The following is a 19,703-nucleotide window of genomic DNA, read 5'->3' on the forward strand; positions in this document are numbered from 1 at the left end:
CAACCCCTCCATCGCAGAAACGTTAGCCGGCGACCTTCTCGCTGACCGGGGCGGCGGGCTCGGCCGCCGGGGTGCTGCTGTTCGGCGTACCGATTCCGGCCATCGCGAAGGCGCCGCCGCTGCCGGAGGCCGTGGAGAGGTCGTACCCGCTCTCCGCGTGCTCCGCGATGTCGATGCTGTCGACCTCGGCCTCCTGGGAGACCCGGAAGCCGATGGACTTCTCGATCGCGAAGGCCAGCAGCCAGGCGATGCCGAAGGACCAGACGGTGACGATCAGGCCGGCCAGGGCCTGCCGGCCGAGCTGGGTCGCCCCGCCGCCGTAGAAGAGGCCGTCGGAGGCACCCACCACGTCGGTGATCGCGCCGTTGACGCTGTTGGTGGCGAAGAGGCCGAGCCAGAGCGAGCCGATCCAGCCGCCGACGAAGTGCACGCCGACCACGTCGAGGGAGTCGTCGTAGCCGAGCTTGTACTTCAGGCTGACCGCGAGCGCGCAGACCGCACCGGCGACCAGGCCGAGCAGTACCGCCGCCCAGGGGGCGATGAAACCACAGGCCGGCGTGATCGCCACCAGGCCGGCGATGGCGCCGGAGGAGGCACCGACCAGGGTCGGCTTCCCACCCTTGATCCACTCGACCACGATCCAGCCGAGTACGGCGGCGGCGGTGGCGAGCTGGGTGTTGATGAAGGCCAGGCCGGCGACCGAGTCGACGGTCAGCTCCGAACCGGCGTTGAAGCCGAACCAGCCGAACCAGAGCAGGCCGGCGCCGAGGGCCACCAGCGGGATGTTGTGCGGCTTCATGACCTCCCGGGGCCAGCCGAGCCGCCTGCCGAGCACCAGCGCGACACCGAGCGCGGCCGCACCGGCGTTGATGTGCACCGCCGTGCCACCGGCGAAGTCCAGCGCGTGGATGTCACCGCCGATGATGCCGCCGCCCCAGACCCAGTGCGCGACCGGGAAGTACACCAGGGTCGCCCAGCCGAACGCGAAGAGCAGCCAGCCGGCGAACCTGGCCCGGTCGGAGATGGCGCCGCTGATCAGCGCGACGGTGATCACCGCGAAGACCATCTGGAACGCCATGAAGACGTAGAGCGGGACACCGATGCCGCTCGGGTTCTCGGCCGTCGCACCCCACAGGTCCGTCTCGGCGAGGAAGGTCTTGGTGCCGAGATACTGCGCCGGGTCGCCCCAGAAGCCGTTCACGTCGGTGCCGAACGCCACGCTGAAACCGTAGAACCACCACAGAACAGAGATGAGCCCGATCGCGGAGAAGCTCATCATCATCATGTTGAGCACGCCCTTGGACCGGTTCAGGCCGCCGTAGAACAGCGCCAGACCGGGCGTCATGAGCAACACGAGCGCCGTCGACACCAGCAGCCACACGGTGTTGCCGGAGTCGATCGTCGGTGCTTCAGGCACGCTGGCCTCCTAAAGTTGGTTACCCTCCTTCCCGGCCCACGAAAGGCAGCATCGCCCGTACGCCGGTTGCGCGGAAGCTTCCTGGCTGGAGGTTTCACGCGTGGTGCCCGCCCGGTTTCCACGGCGTCACGGGTTGTTTCCAACGTGTGAAGAAGCTCGCACTATCGATGGAACGGACAGGGGCATACCAGCCGAATAGCCCACCGTCGATGTACGGACAGCGACAACCGCTACCGGAGCGCGTACTCCAGGGTGTGCCGTTCGTAGTCGAGCAGCCGCAGATCGCGCATCGGGCGCCGCAGGTGCCCCTTGTGCACGATCCGGACGAACGCCGGGTCACCGGCCGCCGCCATCCGGCGGATCCCCTCCACGTGGTCGACGATCCGCTTCCGGATGGTCCGGACCAGCCGGTGCCGGTCCCGGGGGATCAGCCCGTACGCGTCGGCGAAGAGCCGCAGCCGGCGCGGCCGGTTGGGCCGCTGCCAGCCGAGGGTGTAGGAGTCCCGGTCGGAGAAGAGCGGCACCCAGGTCCAGGCCGCGTACGCCACGTCGTAGATCCGGGCGCCCGGCGAGGCGAGGTCGAAGTCGATCAAGGCCAGGGTGCCGTCCGGCCGCCAGATCACGTTGTGCGGGGCGGCGTCGTGGTGGCAGATCACCTCGGTGTCCGGGGGCGGCGGCCCGAACGACCGCCAGACCGCGTTCGGCGGCGGCTGGAAGCCGTACTGCGCGTCGTGGAACATCCGCAGCATGGTGGCGACGGTGACCAGCGCCTCGTCGGTGACCCAGTGCGGGGCGAGCGGGTACTCCCCGCACTCCCCCTCCAGGTACGACAGCACCTCGCGGTTGCGCGAGTCCATCCCGAGGGCCCGGGGCGAGCCGGTGAAGCCGACGTATTCCAGGTGCCGGAGCAGGGCGTGCACCGACGGGGTCCACGGCCCGGCGTTGCGCCGGACCGTGTCGCCCACCCGCACGACGGTGCTGACGTTCCCGCCGTGCAGCGGGATCTCCTGCGAAGTCACGTACGTCTCTCCTGAAGGAGCGGCGCTGGAACAGCGTCACCAGGCCCGCGCCCGGGAGCGGGGCGGGGTTTGCGATCAGTCCCCCGAGATTACGCGTCCACGCCAAGTGGCTCGGTGCCGAGGAGCGCGTCGACGAACTGCGCCGGATCGAACGGCGCAAGATCGTCGGGGCCCTCGCCGAGCCCCACCAGCTTCACCGGGATGCCGAGCTTGCGCTGTACCGCGATCACGATGCCGCCCTTGGCGGTGCCGTCGAGCTTGGTCAGCACCACGCCGGTGACGTCCACCACCTCGGTGAAGACCCGGGCCTGCTCCAGGCCGTTCTGCCCGGTGGTGGCGTCGAGCACCAGCAGGGTCTCGTCCACCGGGCCGTGCCGGGAGACCACCCGCTTGATCTTGCCCAGCTCGTCCATCAGGCCGACCTTGTTCTGCAACCGGCCGGCGGTGTCGATCAGCACGGTGTCGACGGACGCCTCGATGCCGCGCTGCACCGCGTCGAAGGCGACGCTGGCCGGGTCGGCCCCCTCGGGGCCCCGGACCACCTCGGCGCCGACCCGGCCGGCCCAGGTGGTGAGCTGCTCGGCGGCGGCGGCCCGGAACGTGTCGGCGGCGCCGAGCAGCACCGTACGGCCGTCGGCGATCAGCACCCGGGCCACCTTGCCGCAGGTGGTGGTCTTGCCGGCGCCGTTCACCCCGACCACCAGCAGTACCGCCGGGGTGGCACCGTCCCGGGTCGCCCGCAGCGACCGGTCCAGCGTCGGGTCGAGTACCCCCACCAGCTCGGCGGCGAGCAGCGCCCGCAGCTCGGTCGCGCTGCGGGTGCCCAGCACCGCGGTCCGCTCCCGCAGCCGGTCGACGATCTCCCGGGTCGCCTCGACCCCGACGTCGGCGCCGATCAGGCTGTCCTCGATCTCCTCCCAGACCTCCTCGTCCAGATGGTCCCGGGCGAGGAGGCTCAGCAGGCCCTTGCCGAAGACGTTCTGCGACCGGGAGAGCCGGGCCCGCAACCGGACCATCCGCCCGGCGGTCGGCTCCGGCCGCTCCACCACCACCGGCGCCTCGACCTCGGTCGGTGCCGGCGGCGCCTCGGCGGGTGGGGTCAGCACGTCTGTCGGCGGTGCCGCCGTGGGGCTGGGTGGCACCGGTGGCACCGGCGGGGCGGGCGGGATCGGCGGCAGCGGCGGGGCGGCCCGGCCACCTCGGCGGGTCACCACCAGACCGACCATCAGGCCCACCGCGAGGAGCACCAGCACGCCGGCCACGACCAGCATGACGACGAGGTTGTCCATACCGGCGATCCTGTCAGACGCCGGACGGGTTGGCGCGGGCGCCGCACCTGTGCCCGGGTGTTACACCCGAGTAGGCTCGCCGCGAAGCTCCGGTAAGCACCGCGGGCAACCGGGTGTCCACCACCCCCTACCCTCGCTCGGAGGTCGTCGCATGTCCACCGCCCGGCTCCTGATCGGCCCGGTCCTGCGCCGGGTGGTCGGCTCCAGGGCCACCGTCTGGGTGGAGACCAGCGCTCCGGCCCTGGTCCGGGTCGAGACTGCGGACGGCGCGGCCGGCGAGGCGGTCACCTTCAGCGCCTTCGACCACCACTACGCGCTGGTCGTGGTGGAGGGGCTGGAGCCGGGCCGGGCCGCGCCCTACCAGGTCTCCCTGGACGGCGAGCAGGTCTGGCCGGAGCCCGGGGCGAAGTTCCCGCCGAGTGTGATCCGGACCCGTCCGGCCGACGACCTCGGGGCGCGGCTGGTCTTCGGTTCGTGCCGGGAGACCACCCAGCACTCCACCGCCCGGAAGCTGCCGCCGGACGCGCTCGACGCGTACGCGCGGCGGTTGATGGCGTCGGTCGCGGCCGGGCGGCCGGGCGAGCGGAGCGGGCCCGCGGACGCCGCCGACGACTGGCCGGACCTGCTGGTGCTGCTCGGCGACCAGGTCTACGCCGACCAGACCTCTCCGACGGTACGCAAGCTGCTGCGCCGCCGCCGTGACCGCAGTGCCGGCGCTCCCGCCGACCAGGTGGTCAGCTTCGACGAGTACACCAAGCTCTATCTGGAGTCGTGGCGGGATCCGGAGATTCGCTGGCTCTTCTCCACCGTGCCCAGCGTGATGATCTTCGACGACCACGAGATCATCGACGACTGGAACACCTCGAACCCGTGGCGGACCGAGACGCACCGCGAGCCGTGGTGGTCGGAGCGGATCTCCAGCGGGCTCGCGTCGTACTGGGTCTACCAGCACCTCGGCAACCTCGAACCGGACGAGATCGCGGCCGACCCCGTCTACGCCAAGGTCGTCGCCGCCGAGGACGCGACCTCGGTACTGCGCGAGTTCGGCACCCGGGTCGACGCGGAGGCGACCGGCTACGACGCCGCGCTGGGCCGGGGCGAGACCCCGGCCGAGGCCGCCCCGCCCGGCCGCTACCAGTGGAGCTACTCCCTGGACGTCGGCCGTACCCGGCTGGTGGTGCTGGACAACCGGTGCAGTCGGGTACTCGACCCGACACACCGGGCGATGCTGCCGCCGACCGAGTGGGCCTGGTTCACCGACCAGGTGCACGGCGAGTACGACCACCTGGTGGTCGGTTCGTCGCTGCCCTGGCTGCTGCCGCCCGGCATCCACCACCTGGAGTCCTGGAACGAGCGGCTGGCCGACTCGGACCGGCCCCGGGTGGCGGCCTTCGCCGAAGGGCTGCGCCGGGCGCTCGACCTGGAGCACTGGGCGGCGTTCCGGCGGTCGTTCGACGCGCTCGCCCAGGTCTTCGCCCGGCTCGGCAGCGGGCCCACCGGGCAGCCGGGCGACCGGGTGGGTGCCGGACCGGCGTACCCGCCACCGGCGTCGATCAGCGTCCTCTCCGGCGACGTGCACCACTCCTACGTCGCCCGGGCCCGGTTCCCGGGCGGTCCGACCACCACCCCGATACACCAGCTGACCTGCTCGCCGATCCACAACCAGATCCCCGGGCCGATGCGCCCGCTGCTCCGGCTCGGCTGGTGGCGCGGCCCGTCGGTGGCGGCCCGGGCGCTGGCCCGGACGGCCGGGGTCAGGCGCCCGCCGGTGCGCTGGCGCAAGCTCGACGGCCCGTACTTCGGCAACGCGGTCAGCACGCTGCGGCACGAGGGCCGCTCCGCCGAGGTGACCATCGAGGGCACCGCGCCGGACGGCACCCTGCGCACGGTGGCCCGGCGCCCGCTCACCCGCTGACCACCCCCATGCGATCATGTGCCGATGACCTGGACCGCACCCCACGTCGACCGGCAGCAGGCACCACTGGTCGCGGACGAGCGCACCATGCTCGACGGCTGGCTCGACTTCCACCGGCAGACCCTGCTGACCAAGTGCGCCGGGCTGACCGCCGAGCAGCTCCGCACCGCCAGCGTCGAACCCTCCGGACTGACCCTGCTCGGCCTGGTCCGGCACTGCGCCGACAACGAGCGGTACTGGTTCCGCCAACAGTTCGCCAAGCTCGACGTACCGTGGCTGTACTACACCCCGGAGCAGCCGGACCGTGACCTCCAGGAGGTCGCCGAGGCGGACCCGGCGACCGAACTCGACACCCTGCGGGACGAGATCGAGCTGGCCCGGCAGACCGTCGCCGGCCGCGCCCTGGACGAGACCTTCGTCAGCTCGCGCGGCAACGACATCAACCTGCGCTGGGTCTACCTGCACATGATCGAGGAGTACGCCCGGCACAACGGCCACGCCGACCTGATCCGGGAACGCCTCGACGGCACCACCGGCGAGTGATCCCCGCTCAGTACGCCAGCGCGGCGCGCAGGTAGCGCAGATCCGCCGGCCCGCTCCACCGGTACGCAGACAGCCCGGCCACCCGGGCCCCCCGCACCGACCGGTCCGAGTCGTCGACGAAGAGCACCTGGGCCGGCGGGGCGCCGATGGCCAGACACGCCTGCTGGAAGTACTCCTTGGCCGGCTTGGGCACGCCCAGCTTCGAGGAGTTGACCACCACGTCGACCTCGTCGGTCAGGCCGAGCAGTGCCAGGTCGGCGTCGAGCAGGTCGGTGGCGTTCGTGGCCAGCCCGACCCGGATCCCGGCAGCCCGCACCTGGCGGACGAAGTCGAGGACCTCCTGGTCCACCGTGCCCCGGTCGGCCTGCCACTCGTCCACGGCCGCCCGCGCCCGGTCCGGCCCACCGGCCGGCTCGGCGAGCGCGTCGACGATCCCGGCCAGCCATTCGGCGTGACTGAGCTGCCCGGTCACCGCCGGTTGCAGCAGCGACCACCGCATCGCGGTGTCGTAGAGCGCACCGGCCGGCAGCCCGTACCGGCGCTCGACGGCGGCACTGGTCTCCGGATCCCACCGCCGCAACACCCCGTCGAGGTCCACCAGCAGGGCGGTCGCCCGTTCCCGGGGCATCAGTCCTCCTCGTTGCTGAGCCGCTGGCTGATCACCTGGGTCACGCCGCTGCGCATGGTCACGCCGTACAAGGCGTCGGCCACCTCCATCGTCCGCTTCTGGTGGGTGACGACGATCAACTGGCTCTTCTCCCGCAGCTGCGCCATCAGGGTGATCAGCCGGCCGAGGTTGACGTCGTCCAACGCCGCCTCGACCTCGTCCATGATGTAGAACGGGCTGGGCCGGGCCCGGAAGATCGCCACCAGCATGGCGACGGCGGTCAGCGACCGCTCGCCGCCGGAGAGCAGCGAGAGCCGCTTGATCTTCTTGCCCGGCGGCCGGGCCTCGACCTCGACGCCGGTGGTGAGCAGGTCCTCCGGGTCGGTGAGCACCAACCGCCCCTCGCCGCCGGGGAAGAGCACCGTGAAGACCTGCTCGAACTCCCGGGCGGTGTCGTGGTAGGCGCTGGCGAAGACCTCCAGGATCCGGTCGTCCACGTCCTTGACCACGGTGAGCAGGTCCTTGCGGGTCGCCTTGAGGTCTTCGAGCTGCTCGGAGAGGAACTTGTAGCGCTCCTCCAGGGCGGCGAACTCCTCCAGGGCCAGCGGGTTGACCTTGCCGAGCAGGGCCAGCTCGCGTTCCGCCTTGGCGGCCCGCTTCTCCTGCACCGGCCGCTCGAACGGTACCGGCTCCGGCACCGGCCGGTCGTCGCGTTCGGCGGCGGCGATCTCGGCCTGGCTGGGCGGGACCGGCTGCTGCGGACCGTACTCGGCGACCAGCGTCTCCACGTCCAGCCCGAAGTCCTCGGCCGCCCTCGCCTCCAACTGCTCGATCCGGAGCCGCTGCTCGGCCCGGGCCACCTCGTCCCGGTGTACCGCACTGGTCAGCCGCTCCAGGTCGGCGCCGAGCCGCTTCGCCGCGCCGCGTACCTCCTGAAGCTCGGCCTCCCGGGCGGACCGGGCCGCCGCGACCTCGTCCCGGGTCTGCTCGGCGGTGGCCAGCGAGACGGCGAGCCGGGTCAGCGCCTCCCGGGCGCCGAACTCGACGGCCCGGGCGATGCCGGCACCCCGGGCCCGGGCGGCCCGCCGTGCGGCGGCCCGCTCCCGGGCGGCCCGTTCGGCGGCGGCCTGCCGGGCCAGCGAGTCGGCCCGGCCGGCGATCGAGGCGACCCGCTCCTCGGCGGTACGCACCGCGAGCCGGACCTCCATCTCGTTCTGCCGGGCCTGCGGCAGGTACGCCGCCAGCTCGTCCCGCTCCTCGGTGGACGGGTCGGCGTCGATCGGGGTCGCCTCGGCGAGCCGGAGCCGCTCCTCCAGCTCGGCCAGGCCGGCGAGGTCCCGCTCCCGGGCCTGCTCGGCGCGGCTGCGCGACTCGGCGAGCCGCTCCATCTCGGCCTTGGCGGAGCGGGCGGCGGCGCCCAGCTCGGCGAGCCGGCGGGCGGCGGCGTTGCGCTGCCCCTCCGCGTCCCGCTTCACCGCGGCGGCGGCAGCCACCTCCTGCTTGCGCTCCGCCACCTCCTCGCGGGCCTCGCCGAGCTGTTCGCGCAGCTCGGCGATGGTCTGCTCGGCGGTGAGCCGGTTGGCCCGGGCCTCCTCGACCGCGGCCTGCACCTCCAGGAAGCTCGGCGCCTTGGCCGAGCCGCCGGCCGCCGCGTAGCCGCCGACCACGTCGCCGTCGGCGGTCACCGCCCGCAGTTCGGGGTTGCCGGCCACCAGCTTGGTCGCGTCGTCGAGGGTGTCGACGAGTACGACGTCGCGCAGCGCCCGGTGCACCGCCGGGCGTACCCCGTCAGGGCAGCCGACCAGGTCCGGCGCCCACCGTGCCCCGTCCGGCAGCGCGGGGCGGAGCGCGTCCGGCGAGCCGATCATGCCCGGTCCGGCCTGCCCGCCGACCAGCAGCTCGGCCCGGCCGGCGTCCTGGATCTTCAGCCACCGCATCGCCTCGGCCGCCTCGTCGACCCCGGCCACCGCGACCGCGTCGGCGAGCGAGCCGAGCGCGGCGGCGAGCGCGGCCTCGTGTCCGGGCGCGACGGTCAGCAGCCCGGCCAGGCTGCCCAGCAGCCCCGGCACCTGGTCGGCGCGGGCCAGCAGCGCTCCGGCGCCGTCCTTGCGGCGCAGCCCCATCGCCAGCGCCTCTTCCCGGGCCTTCCAGCTCGCCGCGTCCTTCTCCGCCGCCCGTTCGGCGTCGGAGAGGGTACGCACCCGGGCCGCCGCCTCCTCCTGCGCGGCGACCGCCTCGGCGTGCCGGGTGTCCAGCTCGGCGTTGTCCCGGTCCGCCTCGGAGGACTGTTCGGCGACGGCGTCCAGCTCGGCCTGGGTCGCCTCGGCCCGCAGTTGGGCGTCGGCGTGCGCGGCGGCGAGCCGTTCGATCTCCTCGGCCGCCGATCCGGTACGCGCCCGCGCCGAGTTGACCTGCCCGGTCAGCTTGGCCAGCCCCTCCCGCCGGTCCGCGATCGCCTTCGCCGCCGCGACGAGTGCGCGTTCCGCCTCGGCGAGCTGGCGTTCGAGCTGCTGGCGGCTCTCCACCGCCTCGGCCAGCCGGATCTGGTCCTCGGTGAGGGCGGCGCGCAACTCCTCCTCGTGCGCGCGGACCTCCTCGGCCTCGGCTTCGAGCCGGTCGGGGTCGCGGCCGGGGCGCTCGTCGTCCGGGGTGGTACTCAGGTGCCGCAGCCGCTCCCGGGCCAGCTGCTCGGTGGAGCGGAACCGCTCGGTGAGGGCGGAGAGCTTGTACCAGGTCTCCTGGGCCCTGGCCAGCAGCGGAGCGTCCTCGGCGAGCGCCTCCTCCAGCTCCGCGAGCCGGGACTGCACCTCGGCGTGCTCCGCCTCGACCTGCTCGCGCCGCTGCCGCAGGGCCGCCTCGTCGGCGATCTCCTTGTCCAGGGTCGAGCGGAGCGTGGCCAGGTCGTCGGCGAGCAGCCGCAGTCGGGCGTCCCGCAGGTCGGCCTGGATCCCCTGCGCCCGCCGGGCCACCTCGGCCTGTCGGCCCAGCGGCTTGAGCTGACGGCGCAGTTCGGCGGTGAGGTCGGTCAGCCGGTTCAGGTTGACCTGCATCGCGTCGAGCTTGCGCAGCGCCTTCTCCTTGCGCTTGCGATGCTTGAGTACCCCGGCCGCCTCCTCGATGAAGGCCCGCCGGTCCTCCGGCTTCGCGTGCAGTACGGCGTCGAGCTGGCCCTGCCCGACGATGACGTGCATCTCCCGGCCGATCCCGGAGTCGGAGAGGAGTTCCTGGATGTCGAGGAGCCGGCATGAGTCGCCGTTGATCTCGTATTCGCTCTCGCCGGAGCGGAACATCCGGCGGGTGATCGACACCTCCGTGTAGTCGATCGGCAGCGCGCCGTCGGTGTTGTCGATCGTCAGGGTGACCTCGGCCCGTCCCAGTGGCGCCCGGCCGGCGGTACCGGCGAAGATCACGTCCTCCATCTTGCCGCCACGCAGCGCCTTCGCGCTGTGCTCGCCGAGCACCCAGGCGATCGCGTCGACGACGTTCGACTTGCCCGAGCCGTTCGGGCCCACCACGCAGGTGATCCCCGGCTCCAGCTTGAAGGTCGTGCTGGAGGCGAAGGACTTGAAGCCCTTCACCGTCAGGCTCTTGAGATACACGTTTCCGATCCTCGTCCGGCGCGACCGCCGGGCAGACTCAGCGCTTCCCGGTCCGTCCCGCTCCCGGTCCGGCACCGCCGGTGACCGGGTCGTCGGCCGCTCGGCCGCGCCCCCGGACTCGGGCGGAGACTGCTTGCCCCCGGCGGTGGGAGCCTGGTCAACCCGCAGGGTAACCCGGAGGCGGTCGTCCTGCGCGACGCGGCACGCGCCGACCAGCGTATCGGATCACCGGAGCCCACCGGCCGGACAGCGCACCGACGGCCCCGGAGCCGGGCTCCGCGGCGTGCCCGGGAACAGACGGGCCGGAACAGACGGGCCCGGGAACAGAACTGCGCGCCGCCACAAGATGTGTCGGCGCGCTTTTTCTGGTGCGATTCAGTTGTCAGGCGGGGCGCCGGTTGCCCGACGCCCTGAGCTCAGGTCAGCGCGGGCTCGGCCAGCCGCAGCAGGTCGTCTGCCTCGGCGACCGCCGCAGCGAGCCGATCGTTCTCGGCACGCAACCGCGTCGTCTCGAACTCCAGTGCCTGAACCCTGGCACGCAGTCGGGTGACCTCGTCGAGGAGGCGCCGGTCAGGCGCCGCACCAACGTGGCCGTAGAGGGCCTTCGCCATATCGTCTCCTTGTAATGCGCTGCCGGAAAGGCCGGCCAACGCGCGCCCAACTCGTACGCGACTACCTGCCCGCAGGAAAACGCAGGCATGGTCGGGCGCGACTGGCGACACTTACATAGTGTGCCGATGTCCCGGCTGAGTCAAGTTTCCCCGGGCACACGGCAGCTGTGCTGTCAACCACTCGCTCGGCGAGGGCTTGCCGCGCAGGCGCGAACCAGGTCGCTGTCCGGACGACGAGAGTCTATCTGTCGTCGATGTCCCGGTGGGCGTCGGCCCTGGCCAACCGCACGATCCCACCGGCGGGTCCCCCCTTATATCTTCCTTAGCCACGTTGCCCCCCGCTGGCGGGCCCGCGTAGCGTCCGCACGGTCAGCGACCAGGCGATAACCGGAATCCGGCAGCAATGGAGGCGCAGCGTGCAGGGGTGGAACGAGCAGACCGACTGGGAGGACGGCGGCGACTGGCCCGGCCGGCCCGACAACGGTGCTGCCTACCCGGCCGCCCGCGCCGGTCATCCGGACGACCGGTACCGGTCGTCCCGGCATCCCGCAGAGGCTGGCCGGGTCGACGACCCCGACGATCAGTACGGCGACGCCCGCTGGGCCGACGAGCCGGATGATCCGGCGCCCTCCGCCGGAGCCGACTGGAGCGAGGAGCCGACCCGGGGCAACGGCTGGAGCGGGGAACCGGCCCGCGACAACGCCTGGAGCGAAGAGGCGGCCCGTGACACGGGCTGGCACGAAGCGGCAGCCCACGACACCGGCTGGAGCGACGAGCCGGCCCGGGGCCCGGAGCCCGGCGAAGCGGGCTGGGTGGACGGGGTCACCGAACGCTGGCGACGGGCCGGGCTCGACCGGGTGGACGAACCGACCGGGCGGCGGCAGCAGGCCGCGGCACGCTGGGCGGACGAGCCGGCCGACCTCGGCGCGTTCGAGCTGGGCCGGAACGCCGATGCCGTCCCGGGCCGCCGGGCGCGCTCCGGCGACCGCCAGCTCGACGGCGGACCCTCCGACCGGCGCGACGCCGACCGGGGCAGCTCCGGCCGGCACCGCCGGCCGACCCCGCTGCGTGGCCCGGTCGGCCTGGGCGTCGCGGTGACCGCGCTGCTCGGCGTCTTCGGCGTCGGTGCGGCCCTGCTGCCGCCGAGCCTGGCCGACGCGCCGGCCGGCAACCGGGGCGGCCAGCCGGCGGTCGAGGCCGCCGGCCCCGAGGAGGCCACGGATCCGGCGACACCGGACCCGACCGGAGCCGCCGAGCCGACCGGCGCTCCGGCGCCGACCGCGACCGCCACCCGGCCGGCCCCGAAGCCCAGGGCCACCACGACCAAGCCGAAGCCGCCCAGGACGACCAGCCCGGCCGCGCGGCGTACGCCGGCCCGGTCGGGATCCGGGGCCGGCGCCGCCGGCAGCAGCCAGGAGGCGCAGGTACTCGCGATCGTCAACCAGGAGCGCACGGCCAACGGCTGCGGCACGGTGGTGATCAACAACGACCTGGCCGAGGCGGCTCGGCTGCACAGCCAGGACCAGGGCGAGCACACCAACATGTCGCACACCGGCAGCGACGGCAGCGACTTCGTCGAACGTGCCCGCCGGGCCGGCTACGACCGACCGATCGGTGAGAACGTCGCCATGGGTTACCAGAACGCCGCCGCCGTGATGGACGGCTGGATGAACAGCTCCGGGCACCGGGCGAACATCCTCAACTGCGACGCGAAGGCGATGGGGGTCGGGGTGGCCACCGGGGCCGACGGCCGGCTCTACTGGACCCAGGTGTTCGGCGCGGTCGCCTGAGCCGTTCGCCCCGACGGGAGGGCTGCCGCGCCCGACTGCCTGAGCCGACGGCTCCGCCGACACCTCCCGACCGCTGCCGTGCCCGACCCGCCGGCTGGCTCGTTGGCCGGTACGAGGGGGTGCGCAGCCGTGTTCCGCGCTGCTCGATGAGGTGCCCGGGGTACGCCGGCTCGCCGGCCTGATCCTCGCGGTCGCGCTGCTGACGCCGGTAGCGGGATGTCGGCTCCCACCGGACCGGTCCGCCCCGGTGCCACCGTGGCCGGGTGGGCCCACGCCGAGCTGGCAGTGGCAGGTCAGCGGTCAGCTCGATCCCACCGTCGACGCCCAGGTGTACGTGCTCGACGGCTTCCGGATGTCGTTGGAGGCCACCCGACGGCTGCGGGCGGAGGGGCGGCGCCTGGTCTGCCACGTCGAGGTCGGGATCTACCAGGAGTCCCGGCCCGACGCGGGGAGGTTTCCGGCCACCCTGCTCGGTGCGCCGGCCCGGCTGCCCGGCCAGCCCTCGGGTGCTCCGCGCGGCCGGTGGCTGGACATCCGGCAGTGGTCGGCTCTCGAACCGGTACTCGCCGACCGGTTCCGGCTCTGCCGGGGCAAGGGTTTCGTCGGCGTACTGCCGGTCGGGATGGACGGCTACGCGCACCGGTCCGGCTTTCCGCTGACCTTCGACGACCAGCTCGGCTTCAACCGGCGGGTCGCCGAGCTGGCCCGGCGGGCGCACCTCGCCCCGGGGCTCGCCGGCGACATCGACCAGGTACTCGCGCTGGAGCCGTACTTCGACTTCGCGGTCAACGAGGAGTGCGTCCGGCGTACCGAGTGTGCCCGGCTGGTGCCGTTCACCGAGGCCGGCAAGCCGGTGTTCCACGTCGAGTACCAGGGCTCGACCGCCGAGTTCTGCGCCACCTCGGTCGGCTACGGGCTCACCTCGATCCGCAAGGACCGTGACCTCGGGGTACGCCGGGACGTCTGCCCGCCCTGACCGCCCGGCTCTGGCACCACGCCCGGCGGCGGACCGGCCGAACCTCAGCGGGTCGGCCGCGCCGCCGCCCGGGGCCGGGTCTGGCAGCGGGGGCAACTGAACGACGACCGGTTCATGAACGCCTCGCGGCGGATCGGCGTGCCGCAGCGGCGGCAGGGCAGCCCCTCCCGGCCGTACACGTTCAGTTCGCGGTCGAAGTAGCCACTCTCGCCGTTGACGTTGACGTAGAGCGCGTCGAAGCTGGTGCCGCCCTCTTTGATCGCCTCGCCGAGCACGTCCCGGACGTGGCCGAGCAGCCGGGTGACCGCCGGCCCGGTGAGCGTCTCCGTGGGTCGGGCGCCGTGCAGGCCGGCCCGCCACAGCGCCTCGTCGGCGTAGATGTTGCCGACCCCCGAGATCAGGGTCTGGTCGAGCAGCGCCCGTTTCACCTCGGTCCGCCGTCGCCGCAGCGCGGCCACGAAGGCGGTGTCGGAGAACTCCGGATCCATCGGGTCCCGGGCGATGTGCGCGATCTCGGCCGGCAGGGTGGCCCCGCCCTCCGAGACCGCGAGCCCGCCGAAGGTGCGCTGGTCGACGAAGCGCAGGTCGGTGCCGCCGTCGTCGAAGGTGAACCGGATCCGCAGGTGGATCTCGTCGGCCGCCTCGGTGGGCCGGACCAGGAGCTGGCCGGACATCCCGAGGTGTCCCACGACCGCGTCACCGCTGTCCAGCGGCAGCCACAGGTATTTGCCGCGCCGCCGGGCCGCCAGGATCGTCCGTCCGACGAGTACCGCGGCGAAGTGCGCGGCGCCGGGCAGGTGCCGGCGTACGGCGCGCGGATGGCGTACCTCGACGGCCGCGATCCGTCGACCGGTGACCCAGCGGGACAGTCCCTCCCGGACCGTCTCCACCTCGGGCAGCTCAGGCATGTACCACCCCTTCAGTTCCCGACGGCGTCGGCCCCGACGACCGGCCCGGCCCCGTCGGCCGTCGATCCGGCCCCGTCGGCTGTCCTCCCGGCCCCGTCGGCCGTCGACCCGGCCCCGTCGACCGCCGGTCCGGCCCCGTCGACCCTCGGTCCGGTGCCGTCGACCGCGGGGACGACAGGGGCGGCGGGGGCTTCGGCAGCGGTGGCAGTGGCGGGTTCGTTCTGCTGTTCGGAGAGGGTCCGCCAGGCGGCCTCGGCGGCCCGCTGCTCGGCCTCCTTCTTGCTGCGGCCGTCGGCCCCGCCGTACTTGCGGCCGGCCACCACCACCCAGGCGGTGAAGGTCTTGGCGTGGTCCGGACCGGCCTCGTCGATCCGGTACTCCGGGACGCCCAGCCCGAGCGCGGCGGTCAACTCCTGGAGGCTGGTCTTCCAGTCCAGCGCGGCACCCCGGCCGGCCGACTCCGCCATCAGCGGGTCGAAGAGCCGGTGGATGACGATGGCGACCGTGTCGAGGCCGTACTGGAGGTAGATCGCGCCGAGCAGCGCCTCCAGGGTGTCGGCGAGGATGCTCGCCTTGTCCCGGCCGCCGGTGCTCTCCTCGCCCTTGCCCAGCAGCAGGTACGGCCCCAGACCGCCCGGGCCGAGCCGCCGGGCGACGTCGGCCAGCGCCCGCATGTTGACCACGCTGGCCCGCAGCTTCGCCAACTGCCCCTCGGGCAGGTCCGGATGGTTGTGGAACAGCGCCGTGGTGATCACCACGCCGAGCACCGAGTCGCCGAGGAACTCCAGCCGCTCGTTGGTCGGCAGGCCGCCGTTCTCGTAGGCGAACGACCGGTGGGTGAGGGCCCGCTCCAGCAGTTCCGGGTCGAGGGCGACCCCGAACGCCGCCTCCAGATGCGTGGTCGGTGGCCGCCGCCGCTTGTCCTTCGTCATGCCGTCTCCTCGCTTCGCCCGCCACCGCCACGACCCGGGCGGCTGGGCTGGCTGATTCGCTCGTTGCGCTCGTTGCGCTCGCCCGCGCCGTCTCCCCCGCCCCGCCGGTGGACGTGCCGGGGCCCGGCGGTGCGCTGGCTGGCGGTGCGCTGGCTGATGTGTGCGCGCTGGCTGAGGTCTGCGCTCATGCCGTCACCTCGGCGTCGGTGACCCGACCGGTCGCGGTGGACTCGGCCAGCAGCGCGGAGACCGCCGGGATGGTCCGGCGGCGGTGCAGGTGGGCGGCGAGCGCGATGCCCGAGGCGACGTCGTCGTCCCGGGCGGCACCGTGACAGACCACCACGGCACCGGAGACCCCGAGCAGGGTGGCCGCCCGGGGCGGGCCGCCGTTGGCGGGCGGGCCGCCGGCCATCGCGTACGCGCCCTCGATGCCCTTGAGCAGGATGTTTCCGGTGAACCCGTCGGTGACGACGACGTCGGCGCGGTTGCCGAACGCCACGTCGTACCCCTCGACCAGCCCGACGTAGCGGGCGCCGGCCGGCAGGTCCTGCTCGGCCAGGACGGGGTCGGCCGCCCGGCGGATCCGGTCGCCCTTGCCCGGCTCGGTACCGATCGAGAGCAGTCCCACCCGGGGCCGCGGTACCCCGTGGGTGACCGCCGCATAGGCCGCGCCGAGTACGGCGTGCCGGGCCAGGGTGGCCGCCCGGGCCTCCAGGGAGCCGCCGACGTCGAGCAGCACCACCGGACCGTCCAGGGCGGGCAGGGTGGCGACCAGCGCCGGTCTGCGTACGCCGGGCCAGCGGCCGAAGCCGAGCACGGCGGCGGTGACGGTCGCCCCGGTCGACCCGGCCGAGACGACCGCGTCGGCGGCGCCGGAGACCACGGCCGCCACCGCGGCCTTGATGGTGTTGTCGGAGCGAACGATCGCGGTGACGTCCCCGTTCATCGCGACGGCGTCACGGACGGGCCGGACGGCGACCCGGTCCCGGTCGGCCGGGTCGAGCGCGGCGATCAGCTCGTCGGCCACCTCGACGGGGCCGACGAGCAGGAGACGCAGGTCGGGATCAGCGCGGAACGCCCGCAGAGCGCCGTCAACCACGACGGCGGGAGCTTCGTCCCCGCCGAGGAGGTCGACGGCGATCCGCACGGTGCCCGGCTCCACGGGAACGCCGGCCGTCCATTCTCGGTCGGCGTCGGCGGGAGCCGGTGCACCGGGCTGTCGCCAGGGCGGGTGCGCCGTCCGACCGGAGGTCGGTGGCGTCACTCGGTGTCCAGGAGGTCAGACCTCGATGACCTGGCGGCCGTTGTAGGTGCCGCAGACGCTGCAGGCCGCGTGCGGCAGCTTCGGCGACTTGCACTGCGGGCAGGCCACGGTCGCGACCGCCGTGGTCTTCCACTGCGCCCGGCGGGACCGGGTGTTGCTGCGCGACATCTTGCGCTTGGGGACGGCCACGGTTCTTCCTACTCCTCTTGACGGGTCAGTTGCGACAGGCCCGCCCAGCGCGGGTCGACCTGCTGGTGGCTGTGCTCAGCCGGCAGCTCGTCCCAATGCACCCCACACTCGGGGCACAGTCCTGGGCAGTCCTCCCGGCACACCGGGTTGGTCGGCAGTGCGAGCACCACCGCGTCCCGCAGTGCCGGTTCCAGGTCGATCAGGTCGCCCTGCATCCGGCCGACCTCGTCCTCGTCGGTCGTCTCGTCCGTGGTGCTGTGCTCGTAGGCGTACAGCTCCTGGATCGTGACGACCAGCGAGTCCGTGATCGGGCGCAGGCAACGGCCGCACTCGCCCTTGATCGGACCGGTGACGGTCCCGGAGACGAGCACGCCCTCGGACACCGACTCGAGCCTCAGATCGAGGTTCAGGTCCGCGCCCTCCGGCACGCCGATCAGCTCCACGCCGAGGTCCGCCGGTGCCGCCACCGTCCGACTGACCGCACGCAACACTCCAGGTCGGCGCGGCAGCTCCCTCGTGTCGAGGACCAGCGGCGACCTGGGGTTGAGATGGGTCGGCAGATGTTTGGGCATAATCAGACTCCGGCCTGTGCGGGGCCGACGAAACAGGTTACCTGAGCAGGGGGCTTAGCGTCGAACCGGGGCGAGCCGACCGACCCGCGAGGGTACGACAGCCCGCCCCGACGATCCGGACACTACGCTCAGAACGGCAGGGGCCGCTCGTTTTCCTCCCCCACGAACGTGCCGATCTCGCGCAGCGCGTGCATCTTGTCCCGGCCGCGCTCGATCGAGGCGAGTGCCCGGGTCAGGAACTGCTCGAAGTTGGCCAGCGCGGTGTCGACGTAGTCGTCGACCTCCTCGCGTAGCCGCTGGGCCTCGGCCCTGGCCTCGGCGATGATCCGGGCGCCCTCGTGCTCGGCGGAGACGGTGATCTCGTTGACCGAGACCAGCCGGGCGTGCTCCGCCTCACCCTCGCTGATGATCCGGTCCGCCTCGCGCTTGCCGGCGTCCATGATCTTGTCGCGCTCTTCCAGCAGCGCCGCCGCCCGGCGCAGTTCGACAGGCAGCTCGACACGCAGTTCCTCAAGGGCGCCGATCATCTCGGCGCGGTCGACCATGGCGTTGTTGCGGGACATCGGGACGGATCGCGCCGTCTCCACCATGCCGATGATCTCGTCTATGCGATCGAGCGGGTCCACCGGTACCTCACTCCCGTCGTTACTTCGGTCGACATACATGATGGGGCGTCGGACCGGATTACTGCTCAACCAATGATGCGGTGCGGTCCGTACCCGACCGGCGATCGACCCGGGACCGGCGCGTCGCAGGGCTTGCGGAGCTGGGCCGGAGCGCGGTCGTCGCCGGTTTCCCACCGGCGGCGGCTTCTCCACCGGCGGGCCTTCTCACCGGCGGGGCCGGTGTCGGCCGGCGCCCGGGACGGGCGCGGCCGCGCGGACGCCGGCCGGTCAGGAGCCGGGGCGGACCAGCCGCTCCCGCAGCCGCTCGCGGACCACGTCCGGTACGTGTGGCGAGACGTCGCCGCCCCACTTCGCCACGTCCTTGACCAGACTCGACGAGAGAAACGAGTGCAGCGGGCTGGTGGGCATGAAGAGGGTCTCGACGCCGGCCAGCCCGATGTTCATCTGGGCCATCTGCAACTCGTAGTCGAAGTCGCTGACCGCGCGCAGGCCGCGCACCACCACGCCGGCCTGCTGGGTCCGGCAGAAGTCGACCAGCAGCCCCTGGAACGACTCCACCCGGACGTTGCCGTAGGAGCCGGTCACCTCGCGGAGCATCTCGATCCGCTCTTCGACGGTGAACAGCCCGCGCTTGGACTCGTTGATCAGCACGCCGACGATCACCTCGTCGAAGAGCCGGCTGGCCCGGCCGATGATGTCGAGGTGACCGTTGGTGACCGGATCGAAGGAGCCGGGACAGACCGCACGTCTCACGATCGGCGACCGTACCAAAGAGTGGTCTCGCCGTAACGGCGGCTGCGCTGCGCAGTGATTCCCTGCACCCAGTCGACCTCGCCGGACCGGGTGGACCGCTCGATCACCAGCAGGGCGTCCGGGGCCAGCCAGCCCTGATCGCGCAGCGCGGCCTGCACCACCGCCAGCTCCGCATCGGGTACGGCGTAGGGCGGGTCGGCGAAGACGACGTCGTAGGGGCCACCCTCGGGCGGAGTACCGAGCACCTGGGCGACCTTGCCGGTCACCAGCCGGGCGGTGCCGGCCACCGGGCTGGCCGGGGTCGAGCGCAGCGCGGCCAGGTTCTCCCGGATGGTCCGGGCGGCCCGGGGATCGGACTCGACCAGCAGCACCTGGGCGGCACCCCGGGAGAGCGCCTCCAGGCCGACCGCGCCCGAGCCGGCGTAGAGGTCGGCGAAGCGCGCGCCGGTCAGGTCGACGGTCGCCTCGATGGCGCTGAACAACGCCTCCCGGACCCGGTCGCTGGTCGGCCGGGTCCGATCGCCCGGCGGGGCGGCGATGCGGCGCCCGCCGAGTACGCCCGCCACGATCCGGGTCATCCCGATGTCTCCGGCATGGACGTCTGCTCCATGACAGCGACGCTACGCGACCCGACGGTCGTGCCGGTTCGGGCGGGCGGCAACACCCTTGGGATGAAACGGCAACACCCTTGCG

The 19,703-nt window shown here is 73.1% G+C and carries 18 protein-coding genes; 4 read left to right on the top strand and 14 right to left on the bottom strand.

Annotated elements, in window-relative coordinates; all coding sequences use genetic code 11:
- Positions 1-22 precede the first annotated feature (22 nt).
- From C6361_RS16440 to ftsY, 3 genes are all read right to left on the bottom strand, one after another.
- Positions 23-1,417 carry an ammonium transporter gene (locus tag C6361_RS16440; protein ID WP_107268255.1) on the bottom strand — a complete coding sequence of 465 codons (1,395 nt, stop codon included), beginning with the start codon at positions 1,415-1,417 and terminating at the stop codon, positions 23-25.
- Positions 1,418-1,647: 230 nt separating this feature from the next.
- Positions 1,648-2,436: an aminoglycoside phosphotransferase family protein gene (locus C6361_RS16445; RefSeq protein ID WP_101370291.1), complete on the bottom strand. Its 789-nt coding sequence runs from the start codon at positions 2,434-2,436 to the stop codon at positions 1,648-1,650.
- 89 nt (positions 2,437-2,525) lie between these two features.
- A complete protein-coding gene (gene ftsY, locus C6361_RS16450) occupies positions 2,526-3,725 on the bottom strand; it encodes a signal recognition particle-docking protein FtsY (protein ID WP_107268256.1) in 1,200 nt (399 codons plus the stop codon).
- Between the two features lie 151 nt (positions 3,726-3,876).
- Between ftsY and C6361_RS16455 the strand changes: the two genes are divergently transcribed.
- Both C6361_RS16455 and C6361_RS16460 read left to right on the top strand, forming a co-directional pair.
- Entirely contained in the window at positions 3,877-5,640 is a 1,764-nt protein-coding gene (locus C6361_RS16455) for an alkaline phosphatase D family protein (protein WP_107268257.1), read from the top strand.
- Positions 5,641-5,664: 24 nt separating this feature from the next.
- Positions 5,665-6,183 (top strand): DinB family protein, encoded by a 519-nt coding sequence (locus tag C6361_RS16460; RefSeq protein WP_107270989.1) that lies wholly within the window; start codon positions 5,665-5,667, stop codon positions 6,181-6,183.
- A 7-nt stretch (positions 6,184-6,190) separates the two neighbouring features.
- Here the strand turns inward: C6361_RS16460 and C6361_RS16465 are convergent, their stop codons facing one another.
- From C6361_RS16465 to C6361_RS16475, 3 genes are all read right to left on the bottom strand, one after another.
- A complete protein-coding gene (locus C6361_RS16465; RefSeq protein ID WP_107268258.1) occupies positions 6,191-6,811 on the bottom strand; it encodes an HAD-IA family hydrolase in 621 nt (206 codons plus the stop codon).
- Entirely contained in the window at positions 6,811-10,389 is a 3,579-nt protein-coding gene (gene smc / locus C6361_RS16470; protein WP_107268259.1) for a chromosome segregation protein SMC, read from the bottom strand. Before smc ends, C6361_RS16465 begins: the two co-directional genes overlap by 1 nt.
- A 416-nt stretch (positions 10,390-10,805) precedes the next feature.
- Positions 10,806-11,000: a hypothetical protein gene (locus C6361_RS16475; RefSeq protein ID WP_101370286.1), complete on the bottom strand. Its 195-nt coding sequence runs from the start codon at positions 10,998-11,000 to the stop codon at positions 10,806-10,808.
- Between the two features lie 416 nt (positions 11,001-11,416).
- Here C6361_RS16475 and C6361_RS16480 point away from each other — a divergent pair, with 416 nt between their 5' ends.
- Positions 11,417-12,790, top strand: a complete 1,374-nt coding sequence (locus tag C6361_RS16480) for a CAP domain-containing protein (protein WP_107268260.1) — start codon at positions 11,417-11,419, stop codon at positions 12,788-12,790.
- Positions 12,791-12,941: 151 nt separating this feature from the next.
- Complete coding sequence (locus C6361_RS16485) at positions 12,942-13,766, top strand: endo alpha-1,4 polygalactosaminidase (RefSeq protein WP_234359525.1); 825 nt, start codon at positions 12,942-12,944, stop codon at positions 13,764-13,766.
- A 44-nt stretch (positions 13,767-13,810) separates the two neighbouring features.
- Here C6361_RS16485 and mutM read toward each other — a convergent pair whose 3' ends face one another.
- The 8 genes from mutM to rsmD all read right to left on the bottom strand — a co-directional run bounded on the left by mutM (position 13,811) and on the right by rsmD (position 19,588).
- Positions 13,811-14,674 (bottom strand): bifunctional DNA-formamidopyrimidine glycosylase/DNA-(apurinic or apyrimidinic site) lyase, encoded by an 864-nt coding sequence (gene mutM, locus C6361_RS16490; protein ID WP_107268262.1) that lies wholly within the window; start codon positions 14,672-14,674, stop codon positions 13,811-13,813.
- 11 nt (positions 14,675-14,685) lie between these two features.
- Complete coding sequence (gene rnc, locus C6361_RS16495) at positions 14,686-15,606, bottom strand: ribonuclease III (protein ID WP_234359526.1); 921 nt, start codon at positions 15,604-15,606, stop codon at positions 14,686-14,688.
- A gap of 184 nt (positions 15,607-15,790) precedes the next feature.
- Positions 15,791-16,768 (bottom strand): phosphate acyltransferase PlsX, encoded by a 978-nt coding sequence (locus C6361_RS16500; protein ID WP_107268263.1) that lies wholly within the window; start codon positions 16,766-16,768, stop codon positions 15,791-15,793.
- Positions 16,769-16,885: 117 nt separating this feature from the next.
- Positions 16,886-17,059 (bottom strand): 50S ribosomal protein L32, encoded by a 174-nt coding sequence (gene rpmF, locus C6361_RS16505; RefSeq protein ID WP_089254967.1) that lies wholly within the window; start codon positions 17,057-17,059, stop codon positions 16,886-16,888.
- Positions 17,060-17,067: 8 nt separating this feature from the next.
- Complete coding sequence (locus tag C6361_RS16510; RefSeq protein ID WP_107258420.1) at positions 17,068-17,631, bottom strand: DUF177 domain-containing protein; 564 nt, start codon at positions 17,629-17,631, stop codon at positions 17,068-17,070.
- Positions 17,632-17,759: 128 nt separating this feature from the next.
- Positions 17,760-18,257, bottom strand: coding sequence for a hypothetical protein (locus tag C6361_RS16515; protein ID WP_107258419.1), 498 nt, complete (start codon positions 18,255-18,257; stop codon positions 17,760-17,762).
- Between the two features lie 267 nt (positions 18,258-18,524).
- Positions 18,525-19,010 (bottom strand): pantetheine-phosphate adenylyltransferase, encoded by a 486-nt coding sequence (gene coaD, locus C6361_RS16520; protein ID WP_107258418.1) that lies wholly within the window; start codon positions 19,008-19,010, stop codon positions 18,525-18,527.
- A complete protein-coding gene (rsmD, locus tag C6361_RS16525; protein WP_107268264.1) occupies positions 19,007-19,588 on the bottom strand; it encodes a 16S rRNA (guanine(966)-N(2))-methyltransferase RsmD in 582 nt (193 codons plus the stop codon). The genes coaD and rsmD overlap by 4 nt, the downstream gene beginning before the upstream one ends.
- Positions 19,589-19,703: the final 115 nt, after the last annotated feature.

The organism is Plantactinospora sp. BC1, from assembly GCF_003030345.1.
Taxonomy (GTDB): Bacteria; Actinomycetota; Actinomycetes; order Mycobacteriales; family Micromonosporaceae; genus Plantactinospora.

What these genes read in the sequence shown, in the direction of transcription:
- ftsY (WP_107268256.1), bottom strand. Translation starts at nt 3,725, where the DNA reads ATGGACAACCTCGTCGTCATGCTGGTCGTGGCCGGCGTGCTGGTGCTC.
- C6361_RS16455 (WP_107268257.1), top strand. Translation starts at nt 3,877, where the DNA reads ATGTCCACCGCCCGGCTCCTGATCGGCCCGGTCCTGCGCCGGGTGGTC.
- C6361_RS16460 (WP_107270989.1), top strand. Translation starts at nt 5,665, where the DNA reads ATGACCTGGACCGCACCCCACGTCGACCGGCAGCAGGCACCACTGGTC.
- C6361_RS16465 (WP_107268258.1), bottom strand. Translation starts at nt 6,811, where the DNA reads ATGCCCCGGGAACGGGCGACCGCCCTGCTGGTGGACCTCGACGGGGTG.
- C6361_RS16475 (WP_101370286.1), bottom strand. Translation starts at nt 11,000, where the DNA reads ATGGCGAAGGCCCTCTACGGCCACGTTGGTGCGGCGCCTGACCGGCGC.
- mutM (WP_107268262.1), bottom strand. Translation starts at nt 14,674, where the DNA reads ATGCCTGAGCTGCCCGAGGTGGAGACGGTCCGGGAGGGACTGTCCCGC.
- rnc (WP_234359526.1), bottom strand. Translation starts at nt 15,606, where the DNA reads ATGACGAAGGACAAGCGGCGGCGGCCACCGACCACGCATCTGGAGGCG.
- C6361_RS16510 (WP_107258420.1), bottom strand. Translation starts at nt 17,631, where the DNA reads ATGCCCAAACATCTGCCGACCCATCTCAACCCCAGGTCGCCGCTGGTC.
- rsmD (WP_107268264.1), bottom strand. Translation starts at nt 19,588, where the DNA reads ATGACCCGGATCGTGGCGGGCGTACTCGGCGGGCGCCGCATCGCCGCC.